The sequence below is a fragment of the Paenibacillus qinlingensis genome, from assembly GCF_031455095.1.
Classification (GTDB): Bacteria; Bacillota; Bacilli; order Paenibacillales; family NBRC-103111; genus Paenibacillus_E; species Paenibacillus_E qinlingensis_A.
Window position 1 is genome coordinate 1,065,264 of sequence record NZ_JAVDSB010000001.1, and the last position, 25,115, is coordinate 1,090,378.

Annotated in this window: 25 protein-coding genes; 17 read left to right on the forward strand and 8 right to left on the reverse strand. The window is 44.5% G+C overall.

All coding sequences use genetic code 11. The annotated features are described in order from the left end of the window. Position 1: 1 nt before the first annotated feature. The 3 genes from J2736_RS04795 (at position 2) to J2736_RS04805 (ending at position 4,233) form a co-directional block, all read left to right on the forward strand. Positions 2-1,537, forward strand: coding sequence for a sensor histidine kinase (locus J2736_RS04795; protein WP_310224052.1), 1,536 nt, complete (start codon positions 2-4; stop codon positions 1,535-1,537). Beyond that, positions 1,534-3,099, forward strand: a complete 1,566-nt coding sequence (locus J2736_RS04800) for a DUF3369 domain-containing protein (protein ID WP_310224054.1) — start codon at positions 1,534-1,536, stop codon at positions 3,097-3,099. The genes J2736_RS04795 and J2736_RS04800 overlap by 4 nt, the downstream gene beginning before the upstream one ends. A gap of 282 nt (positions 3,100-3,381) precedes the next feature. Further along, the gene (locus J2736_RS04805) at positions 3,382-4,233 is read left to right on the forward strand and encodes a patatin-like phospholipase family protein (RefSeq protein ID WP_310224056.1); all 852 of its coding nucleotides are present in this window, start codon (positions 3,382-3,384) and stop codon (positions 4,231-4,233) included. A 69-nt stretch (positions 4,234-4,302) separates the two neighbouring features. On the opposite strand, the gene J2736_RS04810 is transcribed toward J2736_RS04805, so the two are convergent. The 3 genes from J2736_RS04810 to J2736_RS04820 are packed head-to-tail and all read right to left on the reverse strand — an operon-like array spanning position 4,303 to position 7,965. Beyond that, positions 4,303-5,364 (reverse strand): GerAB/ArcD/ProY family transporter, encoded by a 1,062-nt coding sequence (locus tag J2736_RS04810; RefSeq protein ID WP_310224058.1) that lies wholly within the window; start codon positions 5,362-5,364, stop codon positions 4,303-4,305. A gap of 26 nt (positions 5,365-5,390) precedes the next feature. Further along, complete coding sequence (locus J2736_RS04815; protein ID WP_310224060.1) at positions 5,391-6,500, reverse strand: Ger(x)C family spore germination protein; 1,110 nt, start codon at positions 6,498-6,500, stop codon at positions 5,391-5,393. Then, positions 6,472-7,965, reverse strand: coding sequence for a spore germination protein (locus J2736_RS04820; protein ID WP_310224062.1), 1,494 nt, complete (start codon positions 7,963-7,965; stop codon positions 6,472-6,474). Before J2736_RS04820 ends, J2736_RS04815 begins: the two co-directional genes overlap by 29 nt. A 459-nt stretch (positions 7,966-8,424) precedes the next feature. Here J2736_RS04820 and J2736_RS04825 point away from each other — a divergent pair, with 459 nt between their 5' ends. The 6 genes from J2736_RS04825 to J2736_RS04850 all read left to right on the forward strand — a co-directional run bounded on the left by J2736_RS04825 (position 8,425) and on the right by J2736_RS04850 (position 12,751). After that, positions 8,425-9,441, forward strand: coding sequence for an ABC transporter substrate-binding protein (locus J2736_RS04825; RefSeq protein WP_397340158.1), 1,017 nt, complete (start codon positions 8,425-8,427; stop codon positions 9,439-9,441). 28 nt (positions 9,442-9,469) lie between these two features. Beyond that, complete coding sequence (locus tag J2736_RS04830) at positions 9,470-9,760, forward strand: thiamine-binding protein (RefSeq protein WP_310224065.1); 291 nt, start codon at positions 9,470-9,472, stop codon at positions 9,758-9,760. After that, a complete protein-coding gene (locus J2736_RS04835) occupies positions 9,760-10,527 on the forward strand; it encodes an ABC transporter permease (protein WP_310224067.1) in 768 nt (255 codons plus the stop codon). The genes J2736_RS04830 and J2736_RS04835 overlap by 1 nt, the downstream gene beginning before the upstream one ends. Positions 10,528-10,545: 18 nt before the next feature. After that, positions 10,546-11,322 carry an ABC transporter ATP-binding protein gene (locus tag J2736_RS04840; protein WP_310224069.1) on the forward strand — a complete coding sequence of 259 codons (777 nt, stop codon included), beginning with the start codon at positions 10,546-10,548 and terminating at the stop codon, positions 11,320-11,322. Next, positions 11,309-12,097, forward strand: coding sequence for a TatD family hydrolase (locus tag J2736_RS04845; RefSeq protein WP_310224071.1), 789 nt, complete (start codon positions 11,309-11,311; stop codon positions 12,095-12,097). The genes J2736_RS04840 and J2736_RS04845 overlap by 14 nt, the downstream gene beginning before the upstream one ends. 93 nt (positions 12,098-12,190) lie before the next feature. Beyond that, positions 12,191-12,751: a DNA-3-methyladenine glycosylase I gene (locus J2736_RS04850; RefSeq protein WP_310224073.1), complete on the forward strand. Its 561-nt coding sequence runs from the start codon at positions 12,191-12,193 to the stop codon at positions 12,749-12,751. Between the two features lie 106 nt (positions 12,752-12,857). Here J2736_RS04850 and J2736_RS04855 read toward each other — a convergent pair whose 3' ends face one another. The 3 genes from J2736_RS04855 to J2736_RS04865 form a co-directional block, all read right to left on the reverse strand. Next, entirely contained in the window at positions 12,858-13,163 is a 306-nt protein-coding gene (locus J2736_RS04855; RefSeq protein WP_310224075.1) for a hypothetical protein, read from the reverse strand. Between the two features lie 778 nt (positions 13,164-13,941). Then, a complete protein-coding gene (locus J2736_RS04860) occupies positions 13,942-14,940 on the reverse strand; it encodes a YpdA family putative bacillithiol disulfide reductase (RefSeq protein ID WP_310224077.1) in 999 nt (332 codons plus the stop codon). 162 nt (positions 14,941-15,102) lie between these two features. Continuing rightward, positions 15,103-15,279 carry a hypothetical protein gene (locus J2736_RS04865; RefSeq protein ID WP_310224079.1) on the reverse strand — a complete coding sequence of 59 codons (177 nt, stop codon included), beginning with the start codon at positions 15,277-15,279 and terminating at the stop codon, positions 15,103-15,105. A 170-nt stretch (positions 15,280-15,449) separates the two neighbouring features. Here J2736_RS04865 and J2736_RS04870 point away from each other — a divergent pair, with 170 nt between their 5' ends. Genes J2736_RS04870 through J2736_RS04880 form a run of 3 tightly spaced genes read left to right on the forward strand, consistent with a single transcriptional unit; the run spans position 15,450 to position 16,717 of the window. Next, entirely contained in the window at positions 15,450-15,761 is a 312-nt protein-coding gene (locus tag J2736_RS04870) for a Dabb family protein (RefSeq protein WP_310224080.1), read from the forward strand. 12 nt (positions 15,762-15,773) lie between these two features. Beyond that, positions 15,774-16,028: a DUF2164 domain-containing protein gene (locus J2736_RS04875; protein WP_310224081.1), complete on the forward strand. Its 255-nt coding sequence runs from the start codon at positions 15,774-15,776 to the stop codon at positions 16,026-16,028. Positions 16,029-16,081: 53 nt separating this feature from the next. Then, a complete protein-coding gene (locus J2736_RS04880) occupies positions 16,082-16,717 on the forward strand; it encodes an NUDIX hydrolase (RefSeq protein WP_310224082.1) in 636 nt (211 codons plus the stop codon). Between the two features lie 240 nt (positions 16,718-16,957). On the opposite strand, the gene J2736_RS04885 is transcribed toward J2736_RS04880, so the two are convergent. Then, the gene (locus tag J2736_RS04885) at positions 16,958-17,212 is read right to left on the reverse strand and encodes a YpbS family protein (RefSeq protein WP_310224083.1); all 255 of its coding nucleotides are present in this window, start codon (positions 17,210-17,212) and stop codon (positions 16,958-16,960) included. Positions 17,213-17,374: 162 nt separating this feature from the next. Between J2736_RS04885 and hrpB the strand changes: the two genes are divergently transcribed. The 3 genes from hrpB to J2736_RS04900 are packed head-to-tail and all read left to right on the forward strand — an operon-like array spanning position 17,375 to position 20,870. Then, entirely contained in the window at positions 17,375-19,861 is a 2,487-nt protein-coding gene (hrpB, locus tag J2736_RS04890) for an ATP-dependent helicase HrpB (protein WP_310224084.1), read from the forward strand. Between the two features lie 33 nt (positions 19,862-19,894). Next, a complete protein-coding gene (locus tag J2736_RS04895; protein WP_310224085.1) occupies positions 19,895-20,614 on the forward strand; it encodes a vWA domain-containing protein in 720 nt (239 codons plus the stop codon). Then, positions 20,607-20,870, forward strand: a complete 264-nt coding sequence (locus tag J2736_RS04900) for a hypothetical protein (RefSeq protein ID WP_310224086.1) — start codon at positions 20,607-20,609, stop codon at positions 20,868-20,870. The genes J2736_RS04895 and J2736_RS04900 overlap by 8 nt, the downstream gene beginning before the upstream one ends. Positions 20,871-21,693: 823 nt before the next feature. Here the strand turns inward: J2736_RS04900 and fabF are convergent. After that, complete coding sequence (gene fabF / locus J2736_RS04905) at positions 21,694-22,929, reverse strand: beta-ketoacyl-ACP synthase II (RefSeq protein WP_310224087.1); 1,236 nt, start codon at positions 22,927-22,929, stop codon at positions 21,694-21,696. Positions 22,930-23,039: 110 nt separating this feature from the next. Between fabF and J2736_RS04910 the strand changes: the two genes are divergently transcribed. Beyond that, positions 23,040-23,882, forward strand: coding sequence for a helix-turn-helix transcriptional regulator (locus tag J2736_RS04910; RefSeq protein ID WP_310224088.1), 843 nt, complete (start codon positions 23,040-23,042; stop codon positions 23,880-23,882). A 96-nt stretch (positions 23,883-23,978) separates the two neighbouring features. Continuing rightward, positions 23,979-25,082: a GntR family transcriptional regulator gene (locus J2736_RS04915; protein WP_310224089.1), complete on the forward strand. Its 1,104-nt coding sequence runs from the start codon at positions 23,979-23,981 to the stop codon at positions 25,080-25,082. Positions 25,083-25,115 lie beyond the last annotated feature (33 nt).

Genomic DNA, 25,115 nt, shown 5'->3' on the forward strand with positions numbered 1-25,115 from the left:
GATGTTTTCTCGCTCCAAGAGGCTTAGCTTACAGAAACGTATTGTTTTTCTCGTTACAGCAGTGACGGCAGGTATGATTTCAACGATGATGGTGTTTGACACGATCAGTTTAAATCAATCGATTCGAGAAGCCTATGTCAGTCAAATTAGCGGCATGACGATTGCGATTAATGGAAGGTATGAGGAGTCGCGATCTATCACGGATATTCAGCAAATCTTCGACTACATCCAGTATAAGAATAATCGGGTTCTGGATATGAAGCTTTATGACAAGCAAGGGAAAATTCTAGCCGCTTCGGAACGGAAGGAAATCGGAACGATTCTGAATGAGACGAAGATCGTGATTCCCAAACAAGACCAAACGATTGTAGACCGCATTCCTATTGCAGAGAATAAAAAACCAATCGTACGCTTAACGGCTCCCTTGCAAGAGGATGGTGCTGTCGTTGGTGCAGTTGAAGTTATTTTCGATTCATCGGAAGAAGAACTGCTGCTCAAACAAAGAACTAAGCTTATCCTGATCGTTGGACTTAGTATTGCTATTATTCTTTCCGTGTTATTATGGCTCATTCTACGTGTCATTGTGATACGTCCACTTAGCCTGTTACGTGAAGCTGCTTTGATTGTTAAACAGGGTGGAGAACTGCCTACATTGCAATTCAAGGCATCCCCTGAAATTGCCGAGGTATCAGAAGCTTTTAATGATATGGTCGGTAATTTGGATGAACGTTATCAGGAGCTGCAGCAGGCGCTGAATACATTGCATGTTACGCAAGATCAACTCGTTCATTCTGAGAAAATGGGGGCACTAGGCAGCTTAGTTGCCGGTGTATCGCATGAAATCAATACGCCCATCGGCATTGGTGTAACCGCAATCAGTTACTTAGATCAGAAGACGAAACAGTTTCAATTGTTATATGAATCTGGGAAGATGAAGAAATCCGATTTGGAGCAATATCTCGCCATAGCCCATGAGACGAATGTCATGGTACAGTCCAATTTGGAGCGAGCTTCTTCGTTAGTGAAAAGCTTTAAGCAAATATCTGTGGATCAGAGCGTGGAAATGAAGCGAACCTTCTTTATCAAAGAATATATGGAGGGAATAAGTGCTAGCTTGAAGCCTGCGCTTAAGAAAACACATATTTTTTTGAATGTTATCTGCGATGATCAACTTCAGTTGTATACATATCCAGGTGCACTGTCCCAAATTATTACGAATTTAGTTATGAATTCAATGAATCATGCTTATGATGCAGACGATGAAGGTAACATATGTATCCGTGTTTTTGAATATCCCGAGCATATTCTACTTGCCTATTCTGATGATGGTAAAGGAATGACGGATGACGTGTTGGCGCATATTTTTGATCCGTTTTTCACGACAAGCCGCGGACAAGGCGGAACAGGGTTAGGTATGAATATCGTTTATAATCTTGTAAAAGAATCCTTAAATGGCACGATTCATTGTTCAAGTGTACGGGGGCGAGGCAGCTTATTTACGATTACAATTCCTAAAGAGGAGGAAGCGGAGCTATGACCAAGGAACTGGAGTCTGTCGATCAGGATGAGCTTCTTTTTGCTGAAGAGGAAGACAGTGAAGCAGCGAATCTCAGGACTGTTGAACAAGACCCATGGATTGTACTTATTGTGGATGATGAAAAACAAATACATCAAGTAACCAAAATGGTCTTGCATGATTTTGAATTTGCCGGCAGGAAGTTGACGTTTCACAGCGCATACTCCGCATTGGAAGCCAAACAGCTGCTAAGAGAGCAGCCGCAGACAGCACTTGTATTACTTGATGTTGTCATGGAACACGAGGACGCTGGTTTGCAGATTGTGAAATTTATTCGTGAAGAGTTAAATAATCAAGCGGTGCGTATTATTTTACGAACAGGACAGCCAGGACAAGCGCCGGAACGAACTGTCATTATGGATTATGACATTAATGATTATAAAGAAAAGACAGAGTTGACGTCGCAGAAGTTGTTTACGACAGTAGTCACGGCACTTCGCTCATTCCGGGATATCAAAACGATTGAGAAAAGCAGAATCGGTTTAGAAGAAATCATTAAGTCATCAGCTACCCTGTTTGAGTTGCAATCCATGAAGAAATTTGCATCAGGCGTCCTGACGCAAATGACCTCCATCGTGAATTTACATAAGAACGCCATTCATTGCAGTTTCGCCGTGACGAAGGGTGTTGAGGATATCTATATTCTTGCTGCCAGCGGGGATTATGCCTCGAATCAAGATGCTAGAGCACGGGATGTGGTTCCCGCAGAGGTTCTTGAGGAGATTGAGTTGGCCTTTCAAACGCGTAAAAGCAGCTTTGCTGCGGATCGTTTCGTCATCTATTTCCAAAGCAAAATGGGGATGGAAAACGTTATTTATATGAATGGCTTCAATGCGCTCAGTGAATGGGAGCAGTACCTCGTTGATATTTATTGTGCCAATGTATCCGTGGCCTTTGAGAATATTTATCTCAATAATGAGCTGGAGAGTACGCAGCAGGAAATCATTTATACAATGGGGGAAATTACGGAAACGCGTTCGCAGGAAACCGGACATCATGTGAAACGAGTAGCGGAATACTCTCGCCTATTAGCATTGAAATACGGCTTGTCGGAGCAAGAGGCCGAAATCATTCGATTAGCTACACCCATGCATGACGTGGGTAAAGTGGGAATACCGGATGCCATTCTTAATAAACCAGGCTCCTTATCGACGGAAGAATTTGAAATCATGAAAACTCATTCTCGTTTAGGTTATGAAATGCTCAAGCATTCGAATAAGAAGGTGCTGCATGCCGCGGCTATTATTGCCCATCAGCATCATGAACGATATGACGGCACTGGTTATCCACAGGGATTGAGTGGGGACAACATCCACCTATATGGTCGCATTGCAGCGCTGGCTGATGTTTTTGATGCCCTATGCAGTGATCGTGTATATAAGAAGGCTTGGGAATTAGATCGCGTATTGGAACTATTGAAGTTAGAACGAGGAAAGCATTTTGATCCAGCTATTGTCGATCTATTCCTAAGCAATTTGGATGAATTTCTTGTTATCAAAGACATGTATAGAGAAAATCGTTAATGGCCTTAAGCTATTTTTTTCTGCTACTTACCCCTTGTTCTTAGGAACAGGGGTTTTTGGGCATAATAGGAACCTACTTGAAAATTGTAGATTGAAAAGTTGACGTATACGTTAAATTTCGGCAAAAATACGGATGAACTGTGATTTCCCCTTATTTGTTTTAGAAAGTAGAAGGAAATCTTCGTCTTTGTCTCATTTACGAAGAAAGAAGGCCGTTTCTTTTGATTTACAATTCCTGTATGCTAGAAAGGGGCTTGAGACAGACAGAAAGAAGGTGTCACCATGGAAGGGATTGGACTCGTACTGGAAGGCGGAGGTATGCGAGGCGTATACACCGCGGGAGTCTTGGAATACTTTATGGAGCAAAATTTATATTTCCCCTATGTGGTGGGCGTTTCTGCAGGGGCATGCAATGCCGTTTCCTATATTTCTAAACAACCTGGGCGGAATAAGAAAGTGACGATTGGCTATGTCGCGGATCACCGTTATCTAAGCTATCGTAACTTATTGCGCAGTAAAAGCATATTTGGTATGGATTTTATTTTTAATGTGCTGCCGAACCGGCTGGAACCATTTGATTATGACACGTTCTATGCCTCTTCGCAGCAATTTGCTATTGGTACAACAGATGCGCATACAGGTGAACCGATTTATTTCACAAAACATGAGCTACAGCAACAAACGATGCCTATCGTTCAAGCTTCTAGCTCGTTGCCATTTGTGGCTACACCGATTCAATTTGAAGGCAGAACCTTATTTGATGGCGGATTGGTTGATCCGATCCCGGTTCAGAAGTCAGTGGCTGACGGTAATCGAAAACACGTTATTATATTAACGAAGGAGCTTGGCTACCGGAAGCGGCCGTTCAAACAGCGCTGGTTGGCGAAGAGCTTTTATCCGAAATATAATGGCTTGGTAAATGTGCTTGTGAATCGCAGCGAGATTTACAATAACACCCTCGAAACGCTTGAACGCATGGAAGCAGATGGAAGTGCGATCATTATCCGACCTTCAACCAAAGTGGAAGTGGGACGGATGGAGAAAGACCCACGTAAACTAGAGAAATTACATGATCTTGGTTACGAAGATGCGAAGAGAGTGGGATCGCAATTAAAGGAATGGTTACTTCACTAGCTTCGAACAGGTAAGTTATGCCATAAATAAAAGAAACCACTTTCTAATTGCGGAAAGTGGTTTTGTGTTTTAATTGTGTACGGTTTTGTGCCGAAATAGATAAAGAATAAAGAGTAACGGTATGTAAGCGTAAATAAAGTAGAAACAAATCTCGGCAACATGCATGCCTAACCAGTTAATCTTCACACGATCATTAAAGAGTAGAGAAGCTATAAAAAGTACGATCAGAATCAGTAGGAGTGAATAAGTGGGTTTTAGATGGGTGACTCTTTTCATAATTCGAGTGCAACTCCAAATCGACAAACAAAGTGTGGGGATGATAATTAAAAGCCAAACACTTACGAAAATGAATTCTACTCTTGCAATAAGCGAAAATTCAATCACTTTTATCATCACTAAAGTAGGCCAGTAGGTGTGTTTTAATAGACCCTGACTATAATACATGATTGTTACAATCGATAAAATCGTGTATTTGCAAGTCGTCACGAATAAACCCAATTGTGCCCACTTCCGATTCTTTTCAGGTGATTTTATAAAAGGAAAGTAGATCAACAGCGTATCAAAGCCCATAAACATGATGCCCGCGTATCTAAATGAAGAAAGAAAATCTGATAGGGAGTGATTAAAAATTGGCATGAGGTTATCCAGATGTCCATATTTGAAATTGAAGTACATGAACAGAGGTAACAACGTAGATAAGATAACCCCGAAAAAACAATAGCCAACTAGCACACGAAATCCACCAGAAACGATGTAAAAGATAATACTGATGAGTAGGAAGGACAAAATCCAAGTTTGAAGTGTTGGGAACATCCAAACTTGGATAATCTCGATGTAACTGCGAAATAAAGCTAGGGCCATGATGAAATAGTAGGCAACCATGAGTAAAGAAACGGCATTTCCTACGTATTTGCCAAGTAAGATCCGATGTAAGTCAATCACATCTTTGGCTGGATTCCCGAGCATTTTAAATATCATCCAGATGATGACGTGTAAGCTTACTCCCATAAGCAGAACCGAAATCCAAGCATCGTTCTCAGCAAATTCAAAAATGATATTTTGAAAGCTTAAAGCACCAACCCCCACTAAGGAACTATAGATGAGGAAAAAAACAAAGAAACCGGAAATCATGTGATTTTCCTTCACCAGGTTCTGCACTAATGCCCAACTCCCAAAAGTAATATGTTAATCTCTGTCTTTACTTCAAATTTCAATTTGGCGTACTGGCGATTATTGAAATCTAACTCCGACCAATTGCGTTGGCGAATTTCAGTAAGATGTCCAAAACCAATGGGGTCTACCGCATTTTTTTGAAAATTTTCCAACATAAGTTTAATATCCTTTGTTAATTGATGCTCGTATTGATTCTTCAAACGCATCATATCCTCTTTATTTGTGTTAATGTTGGAAGTAACTGGGTAATCCCGAAGCTCGATATTTAGTTTAAGTGAAATCATGACGGTATCATCTTTCACATGCATGTTTCGTTTTGAATTCAAAATTTTAAAAGAAATTCGTTTGTTGTCATCATCAGTGAAGTTGTATGTGCTGGTCATTGCGTTTGTTTTATCGTCTTTTAGTAGCTTAATCAGTAATCCTTCTTTAGCTGGGAGCATAAGCATTAATTTGTCATTTTGAAATACACCGATCCCATCCATTTGTAAAATTCCCTTGGGGTTTCGAAACATAATAGGTAAAAAGACATCTTGTCCTTCTCCAAAGTATTGATCGAGAAACAAGTGGCCATTTGTGTTAGGGGTATTCCCACTTTCCATATTTTGTTTAATCAGATCAGATAAATAACTTGGTGGATATTTTAAAGTTTCGTTTAAGATATCACTTGCAAGTTCGTTAGTTAATACAATTCTTGAGTTATTACTCATAAGAGGATCTCGAATGATGGCGGCAGCCAAATTTGAAATGCCTCTTCGTGCCATTTTTTCACTAAGAACAAGTGTTTGTAATTGGCCGATTGCGATAGGATGATCCGATTGTGCTGTAAAAAGGGTAAGTACTTCATTAAACGATTTCGCTTCTCCATTTATCAGAGATAATCCAACTTGTTTGTTATACGCATAGTAAGTACCGCTAGCTTTAAATGTGTCCCCTTGTAAGTCAAAGCCAATACTTTGCATAAGTTTAATCCGATCTACAATTTGTTCTTTCGCGCATCCAGATAACAAGAAGCAAAAAATAAGGAGAACATATTTGTGCATGGATTTAATTTCCCTTACTAATTTATTCGTTATTGTAATCGTCACTAACATCGTTCATTTTATTAGCCTTATACCGTTGATGCGAGAGTGGGCGCAAATACCGTGCTCGATTATTGGTAAGGTTATTAGAGGAGCGAATAAAACTATCTCTGAACTCACGAAAACGAAATGGGAATACGGGAACGATGTAGGGAGTACCTAATGATTTTAAACGCAGCAAATGACCTAATAAGATGACTACCCCAACGACTATACCTAAACCACCCCAGGCTGCGGCTAAACACATAAGTGGAAACCGCAAGAAGCGAATGGTGTTAGCCATTTTAAAGATAGGCGTTGCAAAAGAAGAGAGAGCAGAAAGAGAAACAATAATAATTAAAATATTGCTTGTCAGCGCGGCTTGAACAGCTGCTTCGCCGAGTACGATACCACCGACAATCCCCAGCGTTTGGCCTACTTTTGTTGGCAACCTAGCCCCAGCCTCACGCAACAACTCGACAGTTAATTCCAACAGCATTACTTCAAAGATAGGTGCAAATGGGACGTTCGCTCTAGACTCAATAATCGGTGCTAATAGTGATTGTGGGATAACGGAATAATGAAAGGTTAACACTGCAACATAGATGGGAGAAGCAAGTATGGAAAAGACAACGCCGAAATAACGTATACACCGGAAAAATGAGCCTAACACCCAAGGTAAGTAATAATCTTCTGGTGAGATGAAAAAATCAAAAACGGTAGTTGGTCCTGAAATGACGTAAGGAGAACCATTGCTTAATAGCACTACTTGGCCACTTAAAAGGTTAAATTTCGTTCTGTCTATACGCTCGGAAGACATGAATAAGGGAAACGGTGAGTTAGCGTTATCTGAGATGATTTGGTCAAGGATAGAACTATCAAAGATAACGTCAAAATCTAGTTCTAAGAGTCGTTGTCTAATCGTATTGACATGCTGCGGATTGCAAATACCTTCCAGATAGACAATCATGACTCTTGTTTGTGAAAGAGAACCAATAATATGTTCTTCGAATCGTAGCTTGTCCGAAATAATTTCTTTGCGGAGTAAATTAAGATTCGTATCAATATCTTCTACAAAGCCAACTTTTGGACCGATTACGCTATATTCATTATCCGCTTCATTATTACTTCTGTACCCCAGTTTCAGATCCGCAACGTCGATTAAAAGTCCTTCATTTAAATTAGATTCTAACTGTATATAAATGTAGCCTTTAAGCAAACGTTGTGAAATTTCTTCTACATTGGACGACATGCTGATCTTTTCAAGGGGAATCATTTGTTGTAAGACAAGAAGGTTCGTGATCTTCGTTTCTGAAGTTTGAAGTCGATGTAGTAATTCATGTTGGAGCAGGTATGTGTCTACAATGGCATTGTAATATGTAAAATGAATCCGTTTATCTTGAATGATATGGACAGATTGTACCAAATCATGGGATTTCATTATTTCATTCAAGGTTGTGTAAATGTTTTCTGAAATCTGAAGCCACTCCTTACCCAATAAATCTTCACCCTTAGTATGCAACGAAAGATGGAAAGTATACCCAGACCAAGAAAGAGCTGAAGTGACAGATTGCTAAGGATTACTTGCATATTTATTTCAGTAGGGGTATATTAATGTAAATTGAATAGCAACCTTCCGGGAGCTTGAGTAGTCAGGCTGAGAGTGCGGGATATACCGCTGACCGTTCGATCTGATCTAGATAATGCTAGTGCAGAGAATGATTGTACACCACAATTAGTGTGTGCTAATGTCAACGTATACGCCGCGAGAGACTTTTTGTCTTTAGCGGCTTTTTTATATCTATGGACTGCTAGGGTAGTGCCAGCGTAGAGATTTCAAAATAAATGCACATCCAACGTTTCAATCGTTGGGATTAACATTTTCTACACATGGTGCTCCCGGATGTCGGGGGCTTTTCCTTTTGCAACAAGAGATACAGAGAGGGGAAAGATGAATATGAAATGGAACAAAATAGCACCACTTGTACTCGTGAGTTTCACCGTCTTCATGGCAGGATGTGGCAATGACACGGGCAAATCAGCTCAACCGACAGATGGAGGCAAAAAGCTAACTGATGTGAAAGTTGTCCTTGACTGGACACCAAACACCAACCACACAGGTTTGTATGTTGCGAAGGATCAAGGTTTTTTTGAGCAAGAGGGCTTGAATGTTCAAATTATTGCGCCTGGTGAAGGCGGAGCGGATACGATGATCGCATCTGGGGCGGCAGAGTTTGGTGTGAGTTATCAAGAAAGTATCACGCAAGGCCGTATTCAAGGTGTGCCGTTAGTTTCGATTGCTGCCGTTATTCAACATAATACATCTGGCTTTGCTTCACCTGTTGCAAGGAATATCAAAACGCCTAAAGATTTTGAAAACAAATCTTACGGCGGATGGGGCGCCCCAGCGGAAAGTGCGATGATTGATTCCTTAATGCAAGCGGAAAAAGCAGATCCGTCAAAAGTGAAAATGCTCAATATTGGTGATGCGGATTATTTTACAGCGGTCAAACGTGATATCGATTTTGCATGGATTTATTACGCTTGGACGGGTGTAGATGCAGAACTTCGTGGTGAGCCGCTCAACATGATTTATTTGAACAAATATTCGGATAAACTGGATTATTATACACCGGTTTTGGCGACAAATGAGAAGATGATCTCATCGAAGCCGGACATCGTGAAAGCATTCGTGGCCGCAGCATCCAAAGGCTATCAATTCGCGATATCGAAACCGGAAGATGCGGCAAATATTTTGATCAAAGCTGTTCCTGATTTAGATACGAAACTGGTTGTTGCCAGTCAAAAATGGTTAAGCCCTCGCTATCAGGACGATGCTGCACGTTGGGGTGAACAAAAGAAATCCGTTTGGGAGAATTACGCCACATGGATGCTCGACCACAAGCTTTTGGAGAAAAAGCTGGATGTGGATACAGCATTTACGAATTCATTTTTACCTGAGAGTAAGAAATAATCTAAAGTCCGAAAAGAGGAGAATTCCGATGGCTAATGCGCTTGTTAGTATTCAAATCATACCCAAAACCGTGAATGGCGAAGACGTCATTCCATACGTTGACCGAGCGATCGAAGTCATTGCGAAGTCAGGTGTCAAATATGTTGTATCACCATTGGAAACGACGATGGAAGGCGAATTAGATCAACTTATGCTGATTATTCAAGATATGAATACAGCTATGATTGATATGGGGAGTCCGAATGTGATATCTCAAGTGAAAATTTACTTCAATCCGTCCGGAGCCTCGATGGACAAACTTACGGAGAAATACAGATAATGAACATCCATCGCTGGATCAAAGCAGGATGGCCGCCACTCGTGGTAGTCATCCTTCTGTTGTTTATTTGGCAGCTTGCCGTCACATGGGCAGGCACGGCAGATTGGTTGCTTCCGAGTCCGCTCAAAATATGGCGTGACGGTACCACGGATATGCCTCGTGTTTGGATGCATATGTGGGCTACCGTACGTTTGATGTGTATCGGCTTTAGTCTGGGTGCCCTAGGTGGTGTGCTGGTTGCTAGCGTCTTACATCGGCTGCCATTCGTTAAAGCGGGTTTTTATCCGCTGCTCATTTTAACTCAAAACATCCCAGTGATTGCATTGGGACCCTTATTAATTATTTTATTTGGATTTGGCCTTTTACCTAAACTTATCTTAATTTCACTTGTTTGTTTCTTTCCTGTAACCATGTCTACGTTAGATGGCTTTATGCAAACAGATCGCAGCATGTATAACTACATGCAAATGATTGGTGCTTCGAAACGCCAAATCTTCTATAAATTAGAGCTGCCTCATGCTCTGCCATTTCTATTTACTGGCCTCAAAATATCTGCCACTTATAGTGTCATGGGGGCAGTGATTGCCGAATGGCTAGGCGGAAATGTAGGGCTAGGCTATTATATGATTTTGCAAAAATCAGCTTTTCGTGCAGATCGTGAATTTGTTGCCATCGGGATTATCGTAATCCTGAGTTTAGTCTTCTTCTGGCTGATTGCAGGGCTTGAAAAGCTCGTTATTCGTTGGAATGTCAAACGATCTTCATAGGAAAGGGGGACTGCAACAATGAGCAAATTGAAGCTTACTGGGATTCATCATGCGTTCAGAAGTAAAAAAAGTAACGTTTCCGTACTCGCAGATATTGATCTGCATGTCGATCAAGGGGAGTTCGTTTCCATTATAGGACCCTCAGGCAGCGGTAAGAGTACGTTGTTCCATATCATTGGCGGACTCGTTCAGCCGACATCTGGAGACGTGTGGTTGGATGGCGAGAACGTGACAGGCCAAAAAGGGTTGATTTCCTACATGCCGCAGCAACCAGCACTATTTCCTTGGCGCTCCATTGAGGAAAATGTGGCGCTTGGGAATGAAGTAGCAGGAGCATCACGCAGCACGGCGATCGCCAAAGCAAGAGAATGGCTGCCCAAAGTTGGCTTAGGCGGTTATGAACGAGAGCTCCCTCATGTGCTCTCAGGCGGCATGCAGCAGCGAGTTTCCTTTCTGCGGGCGTTGTTAAGTCCTCAAGAACTCATGTGCCTAGATGAGCCTTTTGGCTCGTTAGATGCCTTAACACGACTCGATATGCAGGCATGGTTGATCAACATTTGGGAGCAGAATAAACGCTCCATTTTATTTGTCACTCATAGTATCGAGGAAGCACTCTTTCTCTCTGATCGGATCTATGTGTTTTCGAATAAACCGGCTACGATCTTGGAAGAGGTGAAGGTTCCATTTGCACGACCAAGACGAGAAGACGTGCAACAGGATCCTACATTCTTAGCCTTAAGACAACATATTCAAGGACTCTTGCGACGGGAGAAAACAAGCTATGCGGGCCATTGATGCACATATTCATTTAGATATGTATTCGGAAGCATCTTCTAGGGCTATCATTGCGGATCTGGATACTTCACAGGTTCAAGCTTTGATCGCAGTATCCAGACATCTGACATCCTGCCAAGCTACGAAGCAATTGCAGACTCTTGCGCCAGATCGTATTTTTGCGGCATATGGTTTTCATCCAGAGCAGGAAATACCCTCGGAAACCGAACTTGAAACATTACTCGAGTGGATGCGTGTACATAGCAACGAAATGATCGCAGTTGGTGAAGTGGGGCTGCCGTATTACACGCGACAAGAAGTCGAAATGGCAGGACTCACGTTTGACTTAGCACCATATATCCTGCTGCTAGAACGTTTTTTGCGTCTTGCTGCTGAGTGGGACAAGCCAGTCGTGCTCCACGCGGTGTATGAAGATGCCGAGCTTGTATGTGACTTACTTGCAAAATGTGAGATCAAGAGGGCACATTTCCATTGGTTCAAAGGATCAAAAAAAACGATAGAACGTATGATTGAAGCTGGTTATTTCATTTCGATTACGCCAGATGTGCATTATGAGGAAGAGATTCGCTCGCTTGTTCGGGAATATCCGTTGGAGCTTATAATGGTTGAAACCGACGGGCCTTGGCCGTTTGAGGGGCCTTTTGCAGGTGAAGAAACGCATCCGCGCATGATTCACGCCGTCATTGAGCAAATTGCAGAGTTGAAAGGGAAATCGGTGCTGGAAACGGCGACCCTTTTACTCCATAACACGCATCGTTTCTATCAGTTGTCATGAGGTCTTCACGAAATCCAACTGGACAAGTGTTCGCCTACGATTTATAATAAATTAGAACACATGTTCGATATTCGGATGAGGTGAAAGAATAACATGACAAATCGATGCGGTTGGGTTAATGAAGACCCTTTATATCAAGATTACCATGACCGTGAATGGGGAGTTCCCGTCCATGATGATCGTGTCTTGTTTGAGATGTTAAATTTGGAAGGCGCACAAGCTGGCTTAAGCTGGTATACGATTTTGAAGAAGCGGGACAATTACCGACAAGCGTTCGATGGTTTTGATCCACATGTCATCGTCAATTACGATGATGCGAAGTTGCAGGATTTACTCCAAAATCCTGGTATTGTGCGCAATCGCTTGAAAGTTGCTTCCGTTGTTCAGAACGCTAAGGCGTTCCTCAAAGTACAACAAGAGTTCGGTACATTTGACTCGTACATCTGGAGCTTCGTAGGTGGAGAACCGATTCAGAATAAATGGGAAGACAGTCGTCAATTACCCGCCAAAACGGACATCTCCGATCGTATGAGTAAGGATTTAAAGAAGCGAGGTTTTAAATTCGTAGGCTCAACGATCTGCTATGCCTACATGCAGGCTGTGGGTATGGTAAATGATCACACACAAACTTGTTTCTGTTATCGTGGCGAGTAGTATGTAGGTGAACGAAAAGCGAGTGAGTACGTAAAGAAATAGAATGTAGGTAAACATAAGGCCATCTGAAGGACGAATTGTCCGAATCAGATGGCCTTATTGTGCTTCAATTGGCATGTTGGAGTTGTTTCTCTATTAGATTGGCTTTAATCATATAAATCCGCTTGCGGATGTAGAAATCATAGACAGCGCCAGTAAGTTCTTTCGGTTTAATGCGGTTGTTCGTGTCGTTATCTATGATTGTCACCGATCCATCGTTATAAAACTTGAACGTGTAGTCGGCATAATAAGAATGAGCGTCGTCAAGTAAAGCATCGATCTGTTCGGGAAGCAGATGGTCAGTGTCACATAATGCCTTCTGGTACCAATAATCTCTCTCGATAAAACGGAAATTGTGACTGGGGTTCATCATGTTAACAACCTCCTCATCTAATTGGAACATTTGTTCTTATTTTTATTATAGCAAACAAGTGTTCGTAATGGAAGGGGGAACTTTGAAAAAAGGAAATATTTTTCATAGATTCGTAGGTTGGTAGGGTAAAAGATCGGGAGAGACTGGAGTAGAGCGGTGTAGGTAGAGGCAGACAAAGGCAGATAGGGATAGAGGGAACAGAGGGGAACAAAGTGAGTCAGATTGAGACAGATGGAGCAGACAGGGAGAAACGAGGCAGATTGAGATAGAGGGAACAGAGAGGAACAAACCGTGGTAGATTGAGACTAATGCGAGCAGATAGGGAAGATAAGGAAAGACAGTGACAGACAGAGGCAGGCCAGGGCAGAAGGAAGATAGAATAACAAAGCGAGAAAGAATGTAACGGATCAAATTAGATCGAATCAGACTAGGCAGACGTGATCAGACCAGACTTGATCAGGACCAAATGCTCCCGTCCATGGCCTTCCAGTCGTGCTAATTCTGAAAAACCTGCAAAAGTACATCTTTCTGAGCTCTTTCCAAGCCTCCAGAGAGGAATTGATGCAAAAGTGCAGGAATTTGCCGAGAATTGGCCCATTTTAGATGCGGATGGTGAAAATACCTGTATAATCGCAGGAATTCAAAATAGTAGCTCCTATTTGCGGAAAAAAGATGTATTTTCGCATCCTTTCCGCCATCGAACGAACTCCCAGCGCTTACGATCCACTCACCAATTAAGACATAACTCACTTTAATGAACAAAGAAAACCACCAATCACTAAGATTGATGGTTCTGGTCCGAAATGGAATCGGAAACGATATGTTTAGTAATGGAAAGCCCGTGTAATCGTCCAGTTTCAATAAAAATCTCATTCGCATCATATTTGGAAGAAGCGACTACGCCAGCGACATATAAACCGGGAATGTTCGTTTCCATGGTGTCGGGATTGACCAGAGGTGCGTTCGTTTCTTCATGAAACTGAACGCCGATATCTGTGAGAAGCTGACGATCCGGACGAAAGCCGGTGAGGGCAAGAACGAAGTCATTCTCCATGGTGACGTGTTCGTTTCCTTTTCGCACATGTACAGCATGTTCATCAATACGTTCAACTTGAGAGTCAAACCACATGAGGATACGACCTTTTTTCACCATACTCTCAAATAACGGACGGACCCATGGTTTAATATTCGCGGAGAAATCTTTCCCTCGATAGACAACAGTCACTTCTGCACCAACTCGGAGTAAATCCATGGCAGCGTCCACAGCCGAATTGTTGCCGCCGATAATCGCGACTTTAGCTCCAGCATAAGGATGAGCTTCCTTGTAATAATGAGTCGTTTTTGGGAGTTCCTCTCCGGGAATGCCCAACATGTTTGGATGGTCAAAATAGCCAGTAGCGACAACAACTTTATGCGTTTCGTAAGTGGCTCTATTGCCAAACTGATCAGAAGTATGAACCCTGAAGCCTGTATCCGTTTGTTCAATTTGAACGGCTTCTTCATAAGAACGAATGCGCAGCTGTTCTCGGCGAGCGACTTCGCGATAGTAAACAAGCGCTTCTTGACGGTAAGGTTTATCATGTGGGGTTGTAAAAGAGTAACCGCCAATCTCGAGCAGCTCGGGTGTGCTGAAAAATTGCAAATACGTAGGATATAAATAGATGGCATTTACGATGCAGCTTTTTTCTATAAGTAAAGGCGACAAACCTGCGCGCTGTAAGGCGACAGCTGCAGATAACCCGCATGGCCCAGCACCAATAACGATTACTTGTTCCAATGTAACAACCTCCCCAAATCCATTTTCCTTCATCTATAGTAGCGCACGCGATGGGAGATGCCAAGTTCGAATCATTAAGAAAATAAGTCGAAAAAACGAAAATAGAGCAGCCACAGGCTCCTAAGAAGGAACGAGATGACTGCTCTTAACGAATGAAGCCAACTATTTTTGGTTCAGCTGATGCTCTTCATTTTCCTCACTAATATCGTCTTTGGCCAGATTAACAGTACTCGTGCTTGGTGCATTTTCCAATGTATCATTGACGAAAGCCATATCTTGATTCTCTGCATTCATATTCGTTGTTCCTGTATAGTTGCCTTCATGGTTCTTGTTTTCCATAGGAGCACTTCCTTCTTTTCTAATTTACAGTACTCCGCTAATGTGCGCATCTCGACAGGATTTTATTCCCTTCATATCCATAGGAAGGCAGTAACGGGCATCCATATAGTTCCTAGCTCCAAAATCCGTTATAATAAGCGAAGATGCAAAATAAAGGAGAGTTGTTACGGATGAATGGGACAAGTATTAAACATATGGTGGTTTTCAAGCTTCATGCTGGTAAAAATAACGTGAATGCAGAGCAATTCCTTAATCTCAGTGCAGACGAGCTGACTACCATACCTGGTGTTGAGCAATTTGAAGTACTTCGCCAAGTGAGCCCGAAAGCAGATTATGATTACGGGTTTTCGATGGTTTTTGCCAATCAAGCTGCTTACGACGCGTATAATATTCACCCTGTACATACCCAATATGTAGCTGAGCGCTGGTTAAAAGAAGTGAGCTCTTTCCAAGAGATCGATTTTCAATTATTTGAAAAATAGGAGTGCGAACCTATGAAAGTTCTAAAGCTGCCCAAGGATGAAAAAGACATGCTTATCAGCGATTTGCAGGAGCATTTGGATGTGGAATTAGGGGTAACCGTAGGTCAAATTGCCGCAGAGCAATTGATTGATTACATGCTTCAGCAGCTGGCGGCACCTATTTATAACCAAGCTATCGAGGATGCACTTAAGGGTGTAAGAGATCGTATGGCCGTGCTAGAGGATGATCTTTACGCAATGAAAGTTACGAAGTTAACACGGAGATAGGCCTCCATTAACATGCGTGACAAGTGATAACCTGATTGGAGTGGGGATTTGTAATGAAGAAGTCGGAAGAGCTTTTTGATGTGTTTGATGCGAAAAAGAATTGGCTTGGCGTGGCGCCTCGCTCTGAGGTTCATGCCAAGGGGCTATGGCATCAGACCTTCCAATGCTGGATTGTCAGCTTGGAAGAGGAGGAGCCGAAGCTGCTGCTTCAGTTACGGCACCCAGACAAAGATCTATTCCCAGATTTATTGGATATTTCTAGTGCAGGGCATCTTGCTGCAGGTGAAACCATTGAAGAGGGGACTCGGGAGCTAGAGGAGGAGTTAGGACTCTCCGTCGCTTTTGAAGAATTAATTCCCTGCGGTATGTTTGCGGAGGAGGACCTGATTTCGGACAAGCTGATGGATCGTGAGTTTTGTCATGTATTTATCTATCGCTGCGATCAACCGCTGCGGAGCTATGTCCTGCAGCCTGATGAGGTGAGCGGACTCTTCGCTGTGACTGTATCTGATTTTAAACAACTGATTAGTGGTGATCGAGTACAAATTGCATCAAGTGGTTTTAAAAGAGGAGAGAACGGCGAGTACGTAGACGTAGAGTTGCCCGTTTCGTTAAAGGATGTTGTACCTCATCCTGTGGCTTATTTTGAACTGCTTTTTCAGAAGCTGGACGAACAAGGTTGGAAATGAGGACGTGCGCAGGAAAAAGAACCGAATCAGTGAACTGATCGGTTCTTGTCGTGCACTGCTTTTAAACGAAATAAGAATTCGCAATGTAAACATATGCGATGTAACACACGATGGAGAGACCAATGCAGGTGATTCCCCATGCGATTTTTTGCTTAAACAAGAGCAAGAATCCGGCGCTGAAGGCGGACCCCATGATAAGCATTGAAATAAAAGTTAGTACACCCATGGAAATGTATCTCCTTACCCTTTGTTTACGTAATCACGGACCATATCCTCAGTAACTAGGGAACGGAGTGGAGAAATACCTTTTTGGGCATGGGCGATAATTTGGGCCGTAATGGCGTTGATCGAATCAACGTTAAAAGGCAGCCCGCGTTTGCACAAATCGACAGCCGCATCAATGGCGTGCTCTCGCTGTGCATCTAGCTCAGCAAATCGCACGAGATGCAGATGCTGTGCATTCGAATGTTTGGAAATCGCTTCATGTACATTCATGTTAAACTTCTCCTTTAGTGACTAGATTGTCTTCTAGTATACACGATTGAAAAGCGAAGGAACAGGTTTCCAAACAGAAAACAGTTGAACAAATCGTGATCTTTCCATTCTTGGATATTTATGCAATCGTATTAATTAGAAAGTAAGCTCGGAGTGAACCCCATGAATGTGTTACCTATTACCGCAGTACTTCCGCAAATTATAACGACATTAAAAGAACGAACTTGTGCGATTGTTGTCGCTCAGCCTGGTGCGGGCAAAACGACACAGGTTCCGTTAGCGTTACTGGAAGCCGAGTGGCTTCAGGGACAAAAAATTCTCATGCTGGAACCAAGAAGACTGGCAGCCCGCGCCGCTGCACGGTATATGTCAAAGCTGCTAGGTGAGGAAATCGGCCAGACCGTGGGATATCGGGTGAAAAATGAGACACGCGTTGGCCCCAAAACGCGTATTGAGGTGATCACAGAAGGTGTCCTAACGCGCATGCTGCAGCATGATCCTGCCCTAGAGGGGGTGGGTATTGTGATCTTCGATGAGTTTCATGAGCGAAGCCTGCACGCGGACATCGGACTTGCCTTATCGCGACAATCACAAATGCTGCTTCGTGAAGATTTGAGAATTCTGCTGATGTCCGCAACTTTGGAAGCGAAAGAAATTTCGTCCTTATTAGATCATGCGCCTATCATTGAGAGTGAAGGTCGAACTTTTCCGATTGAGACGCACTATCTTTCACAGAAAGTTGCAGGGAGAATGGAGAATGCGGTTATCGCAAGCGTGGGGCAAGCATTGCGAGAGCATGCGGGAAGCGTGCTTGTTTTCCTTCCAGGAGCGGCAGAAATTCATCGGGTTGCGAACGGACTTGCTGCATTACGTTTAGGAGAGACTGTGCATGTAGCACCTTTATATGCAAATCTCTCGTTGGAGGATCAAGACCAAGCTCTGACCGCTGTCCGCACGCCTGGACATCGCAAAGTCGTGCTTGCTACTTCAATCGCGGAGACCAGCTTAACGGTCGAAGGGATCACGGTTGTGATCGACAGCGGCCTCATGCGTGTGCCGCGATTCTCCCCCCGCACCGGCATGACCCGTCTGACGACGGTGCCGGTATCGATAGCCTCTGCGGATCAGCGCAGAGGCCGGGCAGGGCGTCTCGGTCCAGGCGTGTGTTACCGCCTGTGGACCGAGACCGAGCATCGGCAGCTCCCGCCGAGCTCTACGCCCGAGATCCGCGAAGCAGATCTCGCTCCGCTGGCGCTGGAGCTTGCCGCCTGGGGCGCGCCAGACCCCGCTGCGCTGGTCTGGCTAGATCCACCGCCTGCTGCTGCCTATCAGCAGGCGCGCGAACTGCTCGTGCAGCTAGACGCGCTGCACGAGAACGGAAGCCTAACGCCACACGGCAAGCGTGTCGCGGCGTTAGGCTTGCACCCCCGGCTTGCGCACATGGTGCTGCAAGCCATTCCGCTTGAGCTCGGCGCACTGGCGTGCGAGCTCGCGGTGATGCTCAGCGAGCGCGATTTCATGCGCGCCGCTAGGCTGGATGCGGATGTGCGCAGCCGCATCGAAGAGCTCTGGCGCGCGCTGCGAGGAGACGCGCGCGAGGGTGTGGACCTTGGCCTATGCCGCCGCATCGCGGCGGAGGCCAAGGTCTTGATGCAGTCGCTCGGCATACGGCCGAGCGTAAGCCATGCAGCGGCGAGCGGCTTGCTGCTCGCCTTCGCTTACCCCGACCGCGTCGCGCAGCGGCGGTCGGCGGGGCGGTTTACGCTCGCGAACGGCCGCGGGGCTGTGCTCCCGGAGCTGCAGCCGCTCTCAAATGAGCGGTATATCGTCGCAGCAGAGCTGGACGATAGCGGTATGGAGAGCCGGATCTATTTGTCCGCTCCTCTGAAAGAGGAGGAGATTTTCACTGCTTTTGAAGCTAGCATCCGTAAGGAGCAGATTGTAGAGTGGGATCGAGAGGTAGGTTCCGTCAAGGCTAGAGAACGATGGCAGTTGGGTGCGATTACACTCAAAGATAAACCGCTTCAGGAGCCTAATCCAGATCTGGTCCTACAAGCCTTACTGGAAGGGATAAGGTCGGAATCCTTAGAGGTCCTGCCTTGGACACGCTCGGCACGTCAACTTCAGGAACGTTGCCTATTTTTACACCGTTTTACAGAAAATTGGCCCGACCTTCGCGATGAATCGTTACTTGCGACCCTTGAAGAGTGGGCTGGGCCACATTTATTTGGCGTAAAAAGCAAAGGGGCTATAAGCCGACTTAACTTGACAAGCCTATTAGAGGGAATGCTAACATGGGAGCAGCGCCGTTCGTTAGACGAGTGGGCCCCTACCCACATTCAAGTCCCGAGTGGTTCGCGAATTCCGGTTGACTATAGCAATATGGAATCCCCAACGTTATCAGTACGTTTGCAAGAAATGTTTGGATTAGCAGATACCCCGCGAATTGCCAAAGGGAGAGTGCCAGTAACCTTGCACTTGTTATCACCGGCACAAAGGCCAATGCAGGTGACGAAAGATTTGGCGAGCTTTTGGCGCGAAGCCTACTTCGAGGTGAAAAAAGATCTCAAAGGCCGTTATCCCAAGCACTATTGGCCAGATGATCCAATGGCAGCGATTCCGACGAATCGTGCCAAACCTAGAACATAAACGCATGATTCCGAGAAAGGAACGAAGCAAGATATGAGCATTCACGCTGATACCGCAGATATCGTGATATACGTTTCAGCTGGATTTGCAACGGCATCTAATTTTCTAGACGACTTTGCAGCTAAACTTGCTTCGCGATATGAGCAAACTGGCAAGTGTGTGCGCGTGTATGTACACTTTCCTTATGGCCATTGGGATCGCTCGAAGCGGGGGCAGCTGCAGGAAATCATCCGTGATATGTGGCATAATGCCCATGGGAAGTCATCCATTTATGGTGGAAAAAGCTTGCTTCAGTTCGTCTTATCGACGAAAGAACAGGGAAAAAAACTGCTTTTCATCGGGCATAGCGCTGGCGCCATTGCCTCGATTTTAGCTGCGGATGAGCTTGAACGTCTCGGTTATGATATCCTAGGGGTAATCCAAATTGGATCCCCAAGGTCATCCATTCCAGCAACACTCAAGCATAAAGTGTTGTACATACATGCTACTAATCCGCAAAATCAATCTCGAGATCCGATATCGCGGCTCGGGACTTGGGGAGGCTGGGGTCGAACACGCCTTGGCATTCACGGCTGGAAGCGTGCAAAACATGCGCCGATTCACCAACGCATGCTTCCGATTATCGGGAGTCATGCTGATTATTTTAGAGATCACAATCCATACATATGGCAAAATGCAACCAATTTACAAACCACCATGAACGCGATCTGGACATGGATACAAACATTAGAAAAGGATGTTGAACATGATTGAAATTTTAAAAGCGACTATGGAATACAGCAAAGAAGATGGCTACCTTGGGCATGTTGAATTTAAAGTAGAGGGCCACGAGCACCCCTATGAAATCACACTTCAAAGCACCAAAGGCAAAAACGATTGGAGCTACGCACTGCACTTTTTACGTGAGTCTGGCAAAGAAGAGGACATCGAGGCAGTAGAAGAACTTCTTGAGGAAGATGAGTGGTTCGATCTGCTCGTGAACGCAGCGCGTGAAACAGTAGTGAAATAGACAGTACTAAATAATAAAAGAAGAGGGTGCCCCTTGCCATCATGGCTTATGGGACAGCCTCTTTTGTTGTGCGTGCAAGTTCCAACTTGAAGCAGACAATAGTCAACTGACAAATTACAACTGACATTAATTGAAAAATGTCATTACACACTTTGCAGAAAAGTGATTTAGAGTACCTCGGGCAAGTGTATTACGATTCTCCATATAGCACGATGACAAATTACAACTGACAAAAATTGAAATTTGTCATTTTCTACTTCATGGAAAAGTGAAGTGCTGGACTTCCGGTAAGTGTATGACGATTCTGCATAAAGCACGATGACAAATTACAACTGACATTAATTGAAAAATGTCATTACACACTTTGCAGAAAAGTGATCTAGAGTACCTCGGGCAAGTGTATTACGATTCTCCATATAGCACGATGACAAATTACAACTGACATTAATTGAAAAATGTCATTATACACTTTGCGGAATATGATCTAGAGTACCTCGGGTAAGTGTATGACGATTCTCCTTATAGTAGGATGACAAATTACAACTGACATTAATTGAAAAATGTCATTACACACTTTGCAGAAAAGTGATCTAGAGTACCTCCGGTAAGTGTATTACGATTCTCCATATAGCACGATGACAAATTACAACTGACAAAAATTGAAATTTGTCATTTTTCTACTTCATGGAAAGTGAAGTGCTGGACTTCCGGTAAGTGTATTGGGATTCTCCATAAAGCACGATAACAACTTACAACTGACATTAATTGAAATTTGTCATTTTATACTTTGTGGAAAAGTAATACGCTGGGCTGTCCCTGCTGTTTACCCAAACTTCTTCAAAATCAACACTGCATTATGCCCGCCAAAGCCAAATGAGCTCGAGAGTCCATACTGAAGCTCCGCACGCCGCGCTACATGGGGCACGTAATCTAAATCACACTGTGGATCTGGATTGTCCAAGTTGATGGTGGGGGGGATGAGGCCGTCCTGTAAGGTTTTGATCAGGGCGACGGCCTCGACACCACCGGCGGCGCCTAGCATGTGGCCGATCATTGATTTGTTCGCGCTGATCGGCACGTCGTAAGCGCTGCGTCCAAGTAGACGCTTGATCGCCAGCGTCTCCGAGAGGTCACCCGCGATGGTACTTGTCGCGTGAGCGTTGATGGTGCTGATCTCCGATGCGTCGATCCCCGCATCAACCAGCGCTTCGCGCATGGCTCGGTAAGCTCCCGAGCCTTCAGGATCGGTCGCCACGATGTGGTAGGCGTCCGAGGTGGATCCATAGCCGACGATCTCGGCATGGATCCGGGCCCCACGTCGCTCCGCATGCTCGAGCGACTCCAATACAAGCACGCCGGCGCCTTCGGCGGCGACGAAACCGTCGCGCTGCGCATCGAACGGGCGACTCGCCTGCTCCGGCGCGTCACAGCGCGTCGACAACGCGGTTGCATTGCCGAAGCCGGCGAGCGCGAGGTCGGTGACCGTCGCTTCAGCGCCGCCGGCAATCACGGCATCTGCGCCTCCGCGCTGGATGAGCTTAAAAGCCTCGCCAATCGCGTTGTTGCCCGTAGCGCATGCAGTAACTGGTGCTAAGGAAGGTCCTTTCGCACCATATAAGATACTAACTTGTGCTGCCGCCATATTGGCAATCATCATCGGAACAACGGTTGGACTGACTCGGCTTGGCCCTCTGGACAGCAGCGTGCGATAGTTGTCCAAGATGGTTTGAATACCGCCAATGCCAGAACCGATATAGACGCCAACACGCTCCTCATTGGAAGCGTCAATCACAAGTCCTGCATCGTCAATAGCTTGTTTGGCTGCCGCTACGGCGAATTGGCAGTACCGATCCATGCGGCGCACCTCGCGCCGACCTACAGCAGCCTCGGCATCGAAATCATGAACGACGCCAGCGAAGTTCGTTTTGTAATCGGATGTGTCGAAATGCTCTATTTTTGAAATGCCAGATTGCCCCTTCGTCAAACTCCCCCAGAACGTATCTACCTTATTTCCTATTGGTGTAATGACTCCCATACCTGTAATAACTACACGTTTCATCGCGTCGTCCTCCTTTTTACATAGAATGTCATACTGTGTATCCTATTACAAGTTACCGTTTATACTGGTATAATGGCTTCTATGATAATAGGCTGAGGAGGAAACTTGGCATGAACACAAAGGAGAGGCTTCAGGAATTAACCAATTTCTTAGTGGCACATCGGTCACGTATTCAGCCGCAAGAAGTTGGGTTGATTGGTGGCAGCAGGCGACGAACGCCGGGATTACGTCGAGAAGAAGTCGCCACGATCGCTGGCGTAAGTACGACTTGGTACACCTGGTTAGAACAGGGGCGTGATATTAAGATGTCCGTACAAGTGTTAGATCGCATTGCACTGGCTTTACAGCTCAATGAGGATGAGCGTCAGTATTTGTTCATGCTAGCCCTTGAGCAACCTGCGCCAACAACTTTTATAGATAATATACCGACGATTAGTCCGGCGCTGAATCGGATTTTGACTGAACTTCACGATTGTCCTACGATTGTTTCTGATCGAAGATGCCATATTGTTGGCTGGAACCAAGCGGCTGCGGCTGTTTTTCTTGATTTTGCTCAACTTCCTGAGGGGGAGCGCAATATGATATGGTTGCTTTTTACACGGAAAGAACTGAAAGCACTCGCGGTTAATTGGAGCGACTTTGCAAAAGGATTTTTGGCCATGTTTCGTTCCTATTACGGACAATACGTGGGGGATAATTGGTATAGCGAATTCATTGAGGAAATAAGTGAGCGCAGCAAGGATTTTCGTGCATTGTGGAATGAGAGCGATGTCAGCACGGCACCTGAAGTTTTCATTGAATTCCGACATGCCAAGGTCGGGAAAATGTTGTTTGACCTAACAACTTTGCAGGTGCAAGGACGTACGGATTTGAGATGCAGTGTGTACACACCGTCCATTGGATCGGATACAGAGAGCAAAATTAAATTATTGATGAGTAAAATTGGTGAGTAGCAGCCATTTCTCTTGTCCATGTCGTTCATACAAATATGTACATACAAGTTGGACGGATGGTATAATACGTTCACAATCGAAGCCTTGAGGTGAAGCATGAAAGAAAAGCAATTACCGAAATATCAACAATTAAAACAGGAAATTTTATCCTGGTTACATACGGGAAGGCTCAAACCCAATGATCAAATGCCCTCGGAAAATGAAATTGCCGAACAATTTCAAATGAGTCGACAGACGGTAAGGCAGACATTTGGCGAGTTAGAGAAAGAAGGACGGCTCTACCGAATGCAAGGTAAGGGTACCTTTGTTTCCGTCCCGCAATCTCAAAAGTCGCGCGATGTACAAACAATCGGCATTCTGACGACCTACATCTCAGATTATATTTTTCCGCATATTGTGCGGGGGGCAGAGGCGACCTTGCGTGCAAGAGGTTATAGATTGCTGCTCTCTTCTACGGATAACGATAAGGCAAAAGAGCGGGAAAGCTTAGATATGATGATGAGTCAGCCGCTAAGTGGACTTATTATTGAGCCGACGAAGAGCGCGGAAGGCAATCCGAATCTTAGCTATTATTTGTCTTTGGACTACCAGCATATTCCGTATCTGATGATTAACGAACGATATCCGGAGATGAACTGTCCTTCTTTGATCGTGGATGATGAAGAGGGAGGCTTTAAGGCGGCAGAACACCTGATAGAGCTTGGGCATCGACGGTTAGCGGGCTTTTTTAAAACGGATGATGGACAAGGTGTGAATCGCTTAAAAGGCTTTATTCGTGCGCATCATCACTATCAGATTCCATTGCTGCCAGAGTATGTAATTCATTATACGACGGAGGAAAAGCGATTAAAGCCATATAACAGCGCGATTGCTATGCTGGAGCACATTGAAGTTGAAGAACGTCCAACGGCCTTCGTTTGCTATAATGATGAGCTTGCTATTCATCTTTTGGAAGCTGTACGTACAATTGGCTTGCAGGTACCACAAGACGTCTCACTAGTTGGATTTGATGACTCCAATCTTGCTACCGCTACAGAGGTGAAATTGACCTCTCTTTCTCACCCGAAAACGGAGTTAGGCAGCGATGCAGCTGCTATTTTAATTGATATGATTGAGAATAAACGGGTTAGCGGCAGTGAAACGGGAAAAGTGTACAAGCCAGAATTAATCGTCAGAGACTCCACAATTCGTATCAGGTAACTAAAAATAAATAAGGGTAGCCAACTTGTACGT

Excerpts from the sequence above, each read along its gene's own strand:
- J2736_RS04795 (WP_310224052.1), top strand. The coding sequence starts at position 2 with ATGTTTTCTCGCTCCAAGAGGCTTAGCTTACAGAAACGTATTGTTTTT.
- J2736_RS04800 (WP_310224054.1), top strand. The coding sequence starts at position 1,534 with ATGACCAAGGAACTGGAGTCTGTCGATCAGGATGAGCTTCTTTTTGCT.
- J2736_RS04805 (WP_310224056.1), top strand. The coding sequence starts at position 3,382 with ATGGAAGGGATTGGACTCGTACTGGAAGGCGGAGGTATGCGAGGCGTA.
- J2736_RS04810 (WP_310224058.1), bottom strand. The coding sequence starts at position 5,364 with ATGATTTCCGGTTTCTTTGTTTTTTTCCTCATCTATAGTTCCTTAGTG.
- J2736_RS04815 (WP_310224060.1), bottom strand. The coding sequence starts at position 6,500 with ATGTTAGTGACGATTACAATAACGAATAAATTAGTAAGGGAAATTAAA.
- J2736_RS04825 (WP_397340158.1), top strand. The coding sequence starts at position 8,425 with ATGAAATGGAACAAAATAGCACCACTTGTACTCGTGAGTTTCACCGTC.
- J2736_RS04830 (WP_310224065.1), top strand. The coding sequence starts at position 9,470 with ATGGCTAATGCGCTTGTTAGTATTCAAATCATACCCAAAACCGTGAAT.
- J2736_RS04835 (WP_310224067.1), top strand. The coding sequence starts at position 9,760 with ATGAACATCCATCGCTGGATCAAAGCAGGATGGCCGCCACTCGTGGTA.
- J2736_RS04840 (WP_310224069.1), top strand. The coding sequence starts at position 10,546 with ATGAGCAAATTGAAGCTTACTGGGATTCATCATGCGTTCAGAAGTAAA.
- J2736_RS04845 (WP_310224071.1), top strand. The coding sequence starts at position 11,309 with ATGCGGGCCATTGATGCACATATTCATTTAGATATGTATTCGGAAGCA.
- J2736_RS04850 (WP_310224073.1), top strand. The coding sequence starts at position 12,191 with ATGACAAATCGATGCGGTTGGGTTAATGAAGACCCTTTATATCAAGAT.
- J2736_RS04855 (WP_310224075.1), bottom strand. The coding sequence starts at position 13,163 with ATGATGAACCCCAGTCACAATTTCCGTTTTATCGAGAGAGATTATTGG.
- J2736_RS04865 (WP_310224079.1), bottom strand. The coding sequence starts at position 15,279 with ATGGAAAACAAGAACCATGAAGGCAACTATACAGGAACAACGAATATG.
- J2736_RS04870 (WP_310224080.1), top strand. The coding sequence starts at position 15,450 with ATGAATGGGACAAGTATTAAACATATGGTGGTTTTCAAGCTTCATGCT.
- J2736_RS04875 (WP_310224081.1), top strand. The coding sequence starts at position 15,774 with ATGAAAGTTCTAAAGCTGCCCAAGGATGAAAAAGACATGCTTATCAGC.
- J2736_RS04880 (WP_310224082.1), top strand. The coding sequence starts at position 16,082 with ATGAAGAAGTCGGAAGAGCTTTTTGATGTGTTTGATGCGAAAAAGAAT.
- J2736_RS04885 (WP_310224083.1), bottom strand. The coding sequence starts at position 17,212 with ATGAATGTACATGAAGCGATTTCCAAACATTCGAATGCACAGCATCTG.
- hrpB (WP_310224084.1), top strand. The coding sequence starts at position 17,375 with ATGAATGTGTTACCTATTACCGCAGTACTTCCGCAAATTATAACGACA.
- J2736_RS04895 (WP_310224085.1), top strand. The coding sequence starts at position 19,895 with ATGAGCATTCACGCTGATACCGCAGATATCGTGATATACGTTTCAGCT.
- J2736_RS04900 (WP_310224086.1), top strand. The coding sequence starts at position 20,607 with ATGATTGAAATTTTAAAAGCGACTATGGAATACAGCAAAGAAGATGGC.
- fabF (WP_310224087.1), bottom strand. The coding sequence starts at position 22,929 with ATGAAACGTGTAGTTATTACAGGTATGGGAGTCATTACACCAATAGGA.
- J2736_RS04910 (WP_310224088.1), top strand. The coding sequence starts at position 23,040 with ATGAACACAAAGGAGAGGCTTCAGGAATTAACCAATTTCTTAGTGGCA.
- J2736_RS04915 (WP_310224089.1), top strand. The coding sequence starts at position 23,979 with ATGAAAGAAAAGCAATTACCGAAATATCAACAATTAAAACAGGAAATT.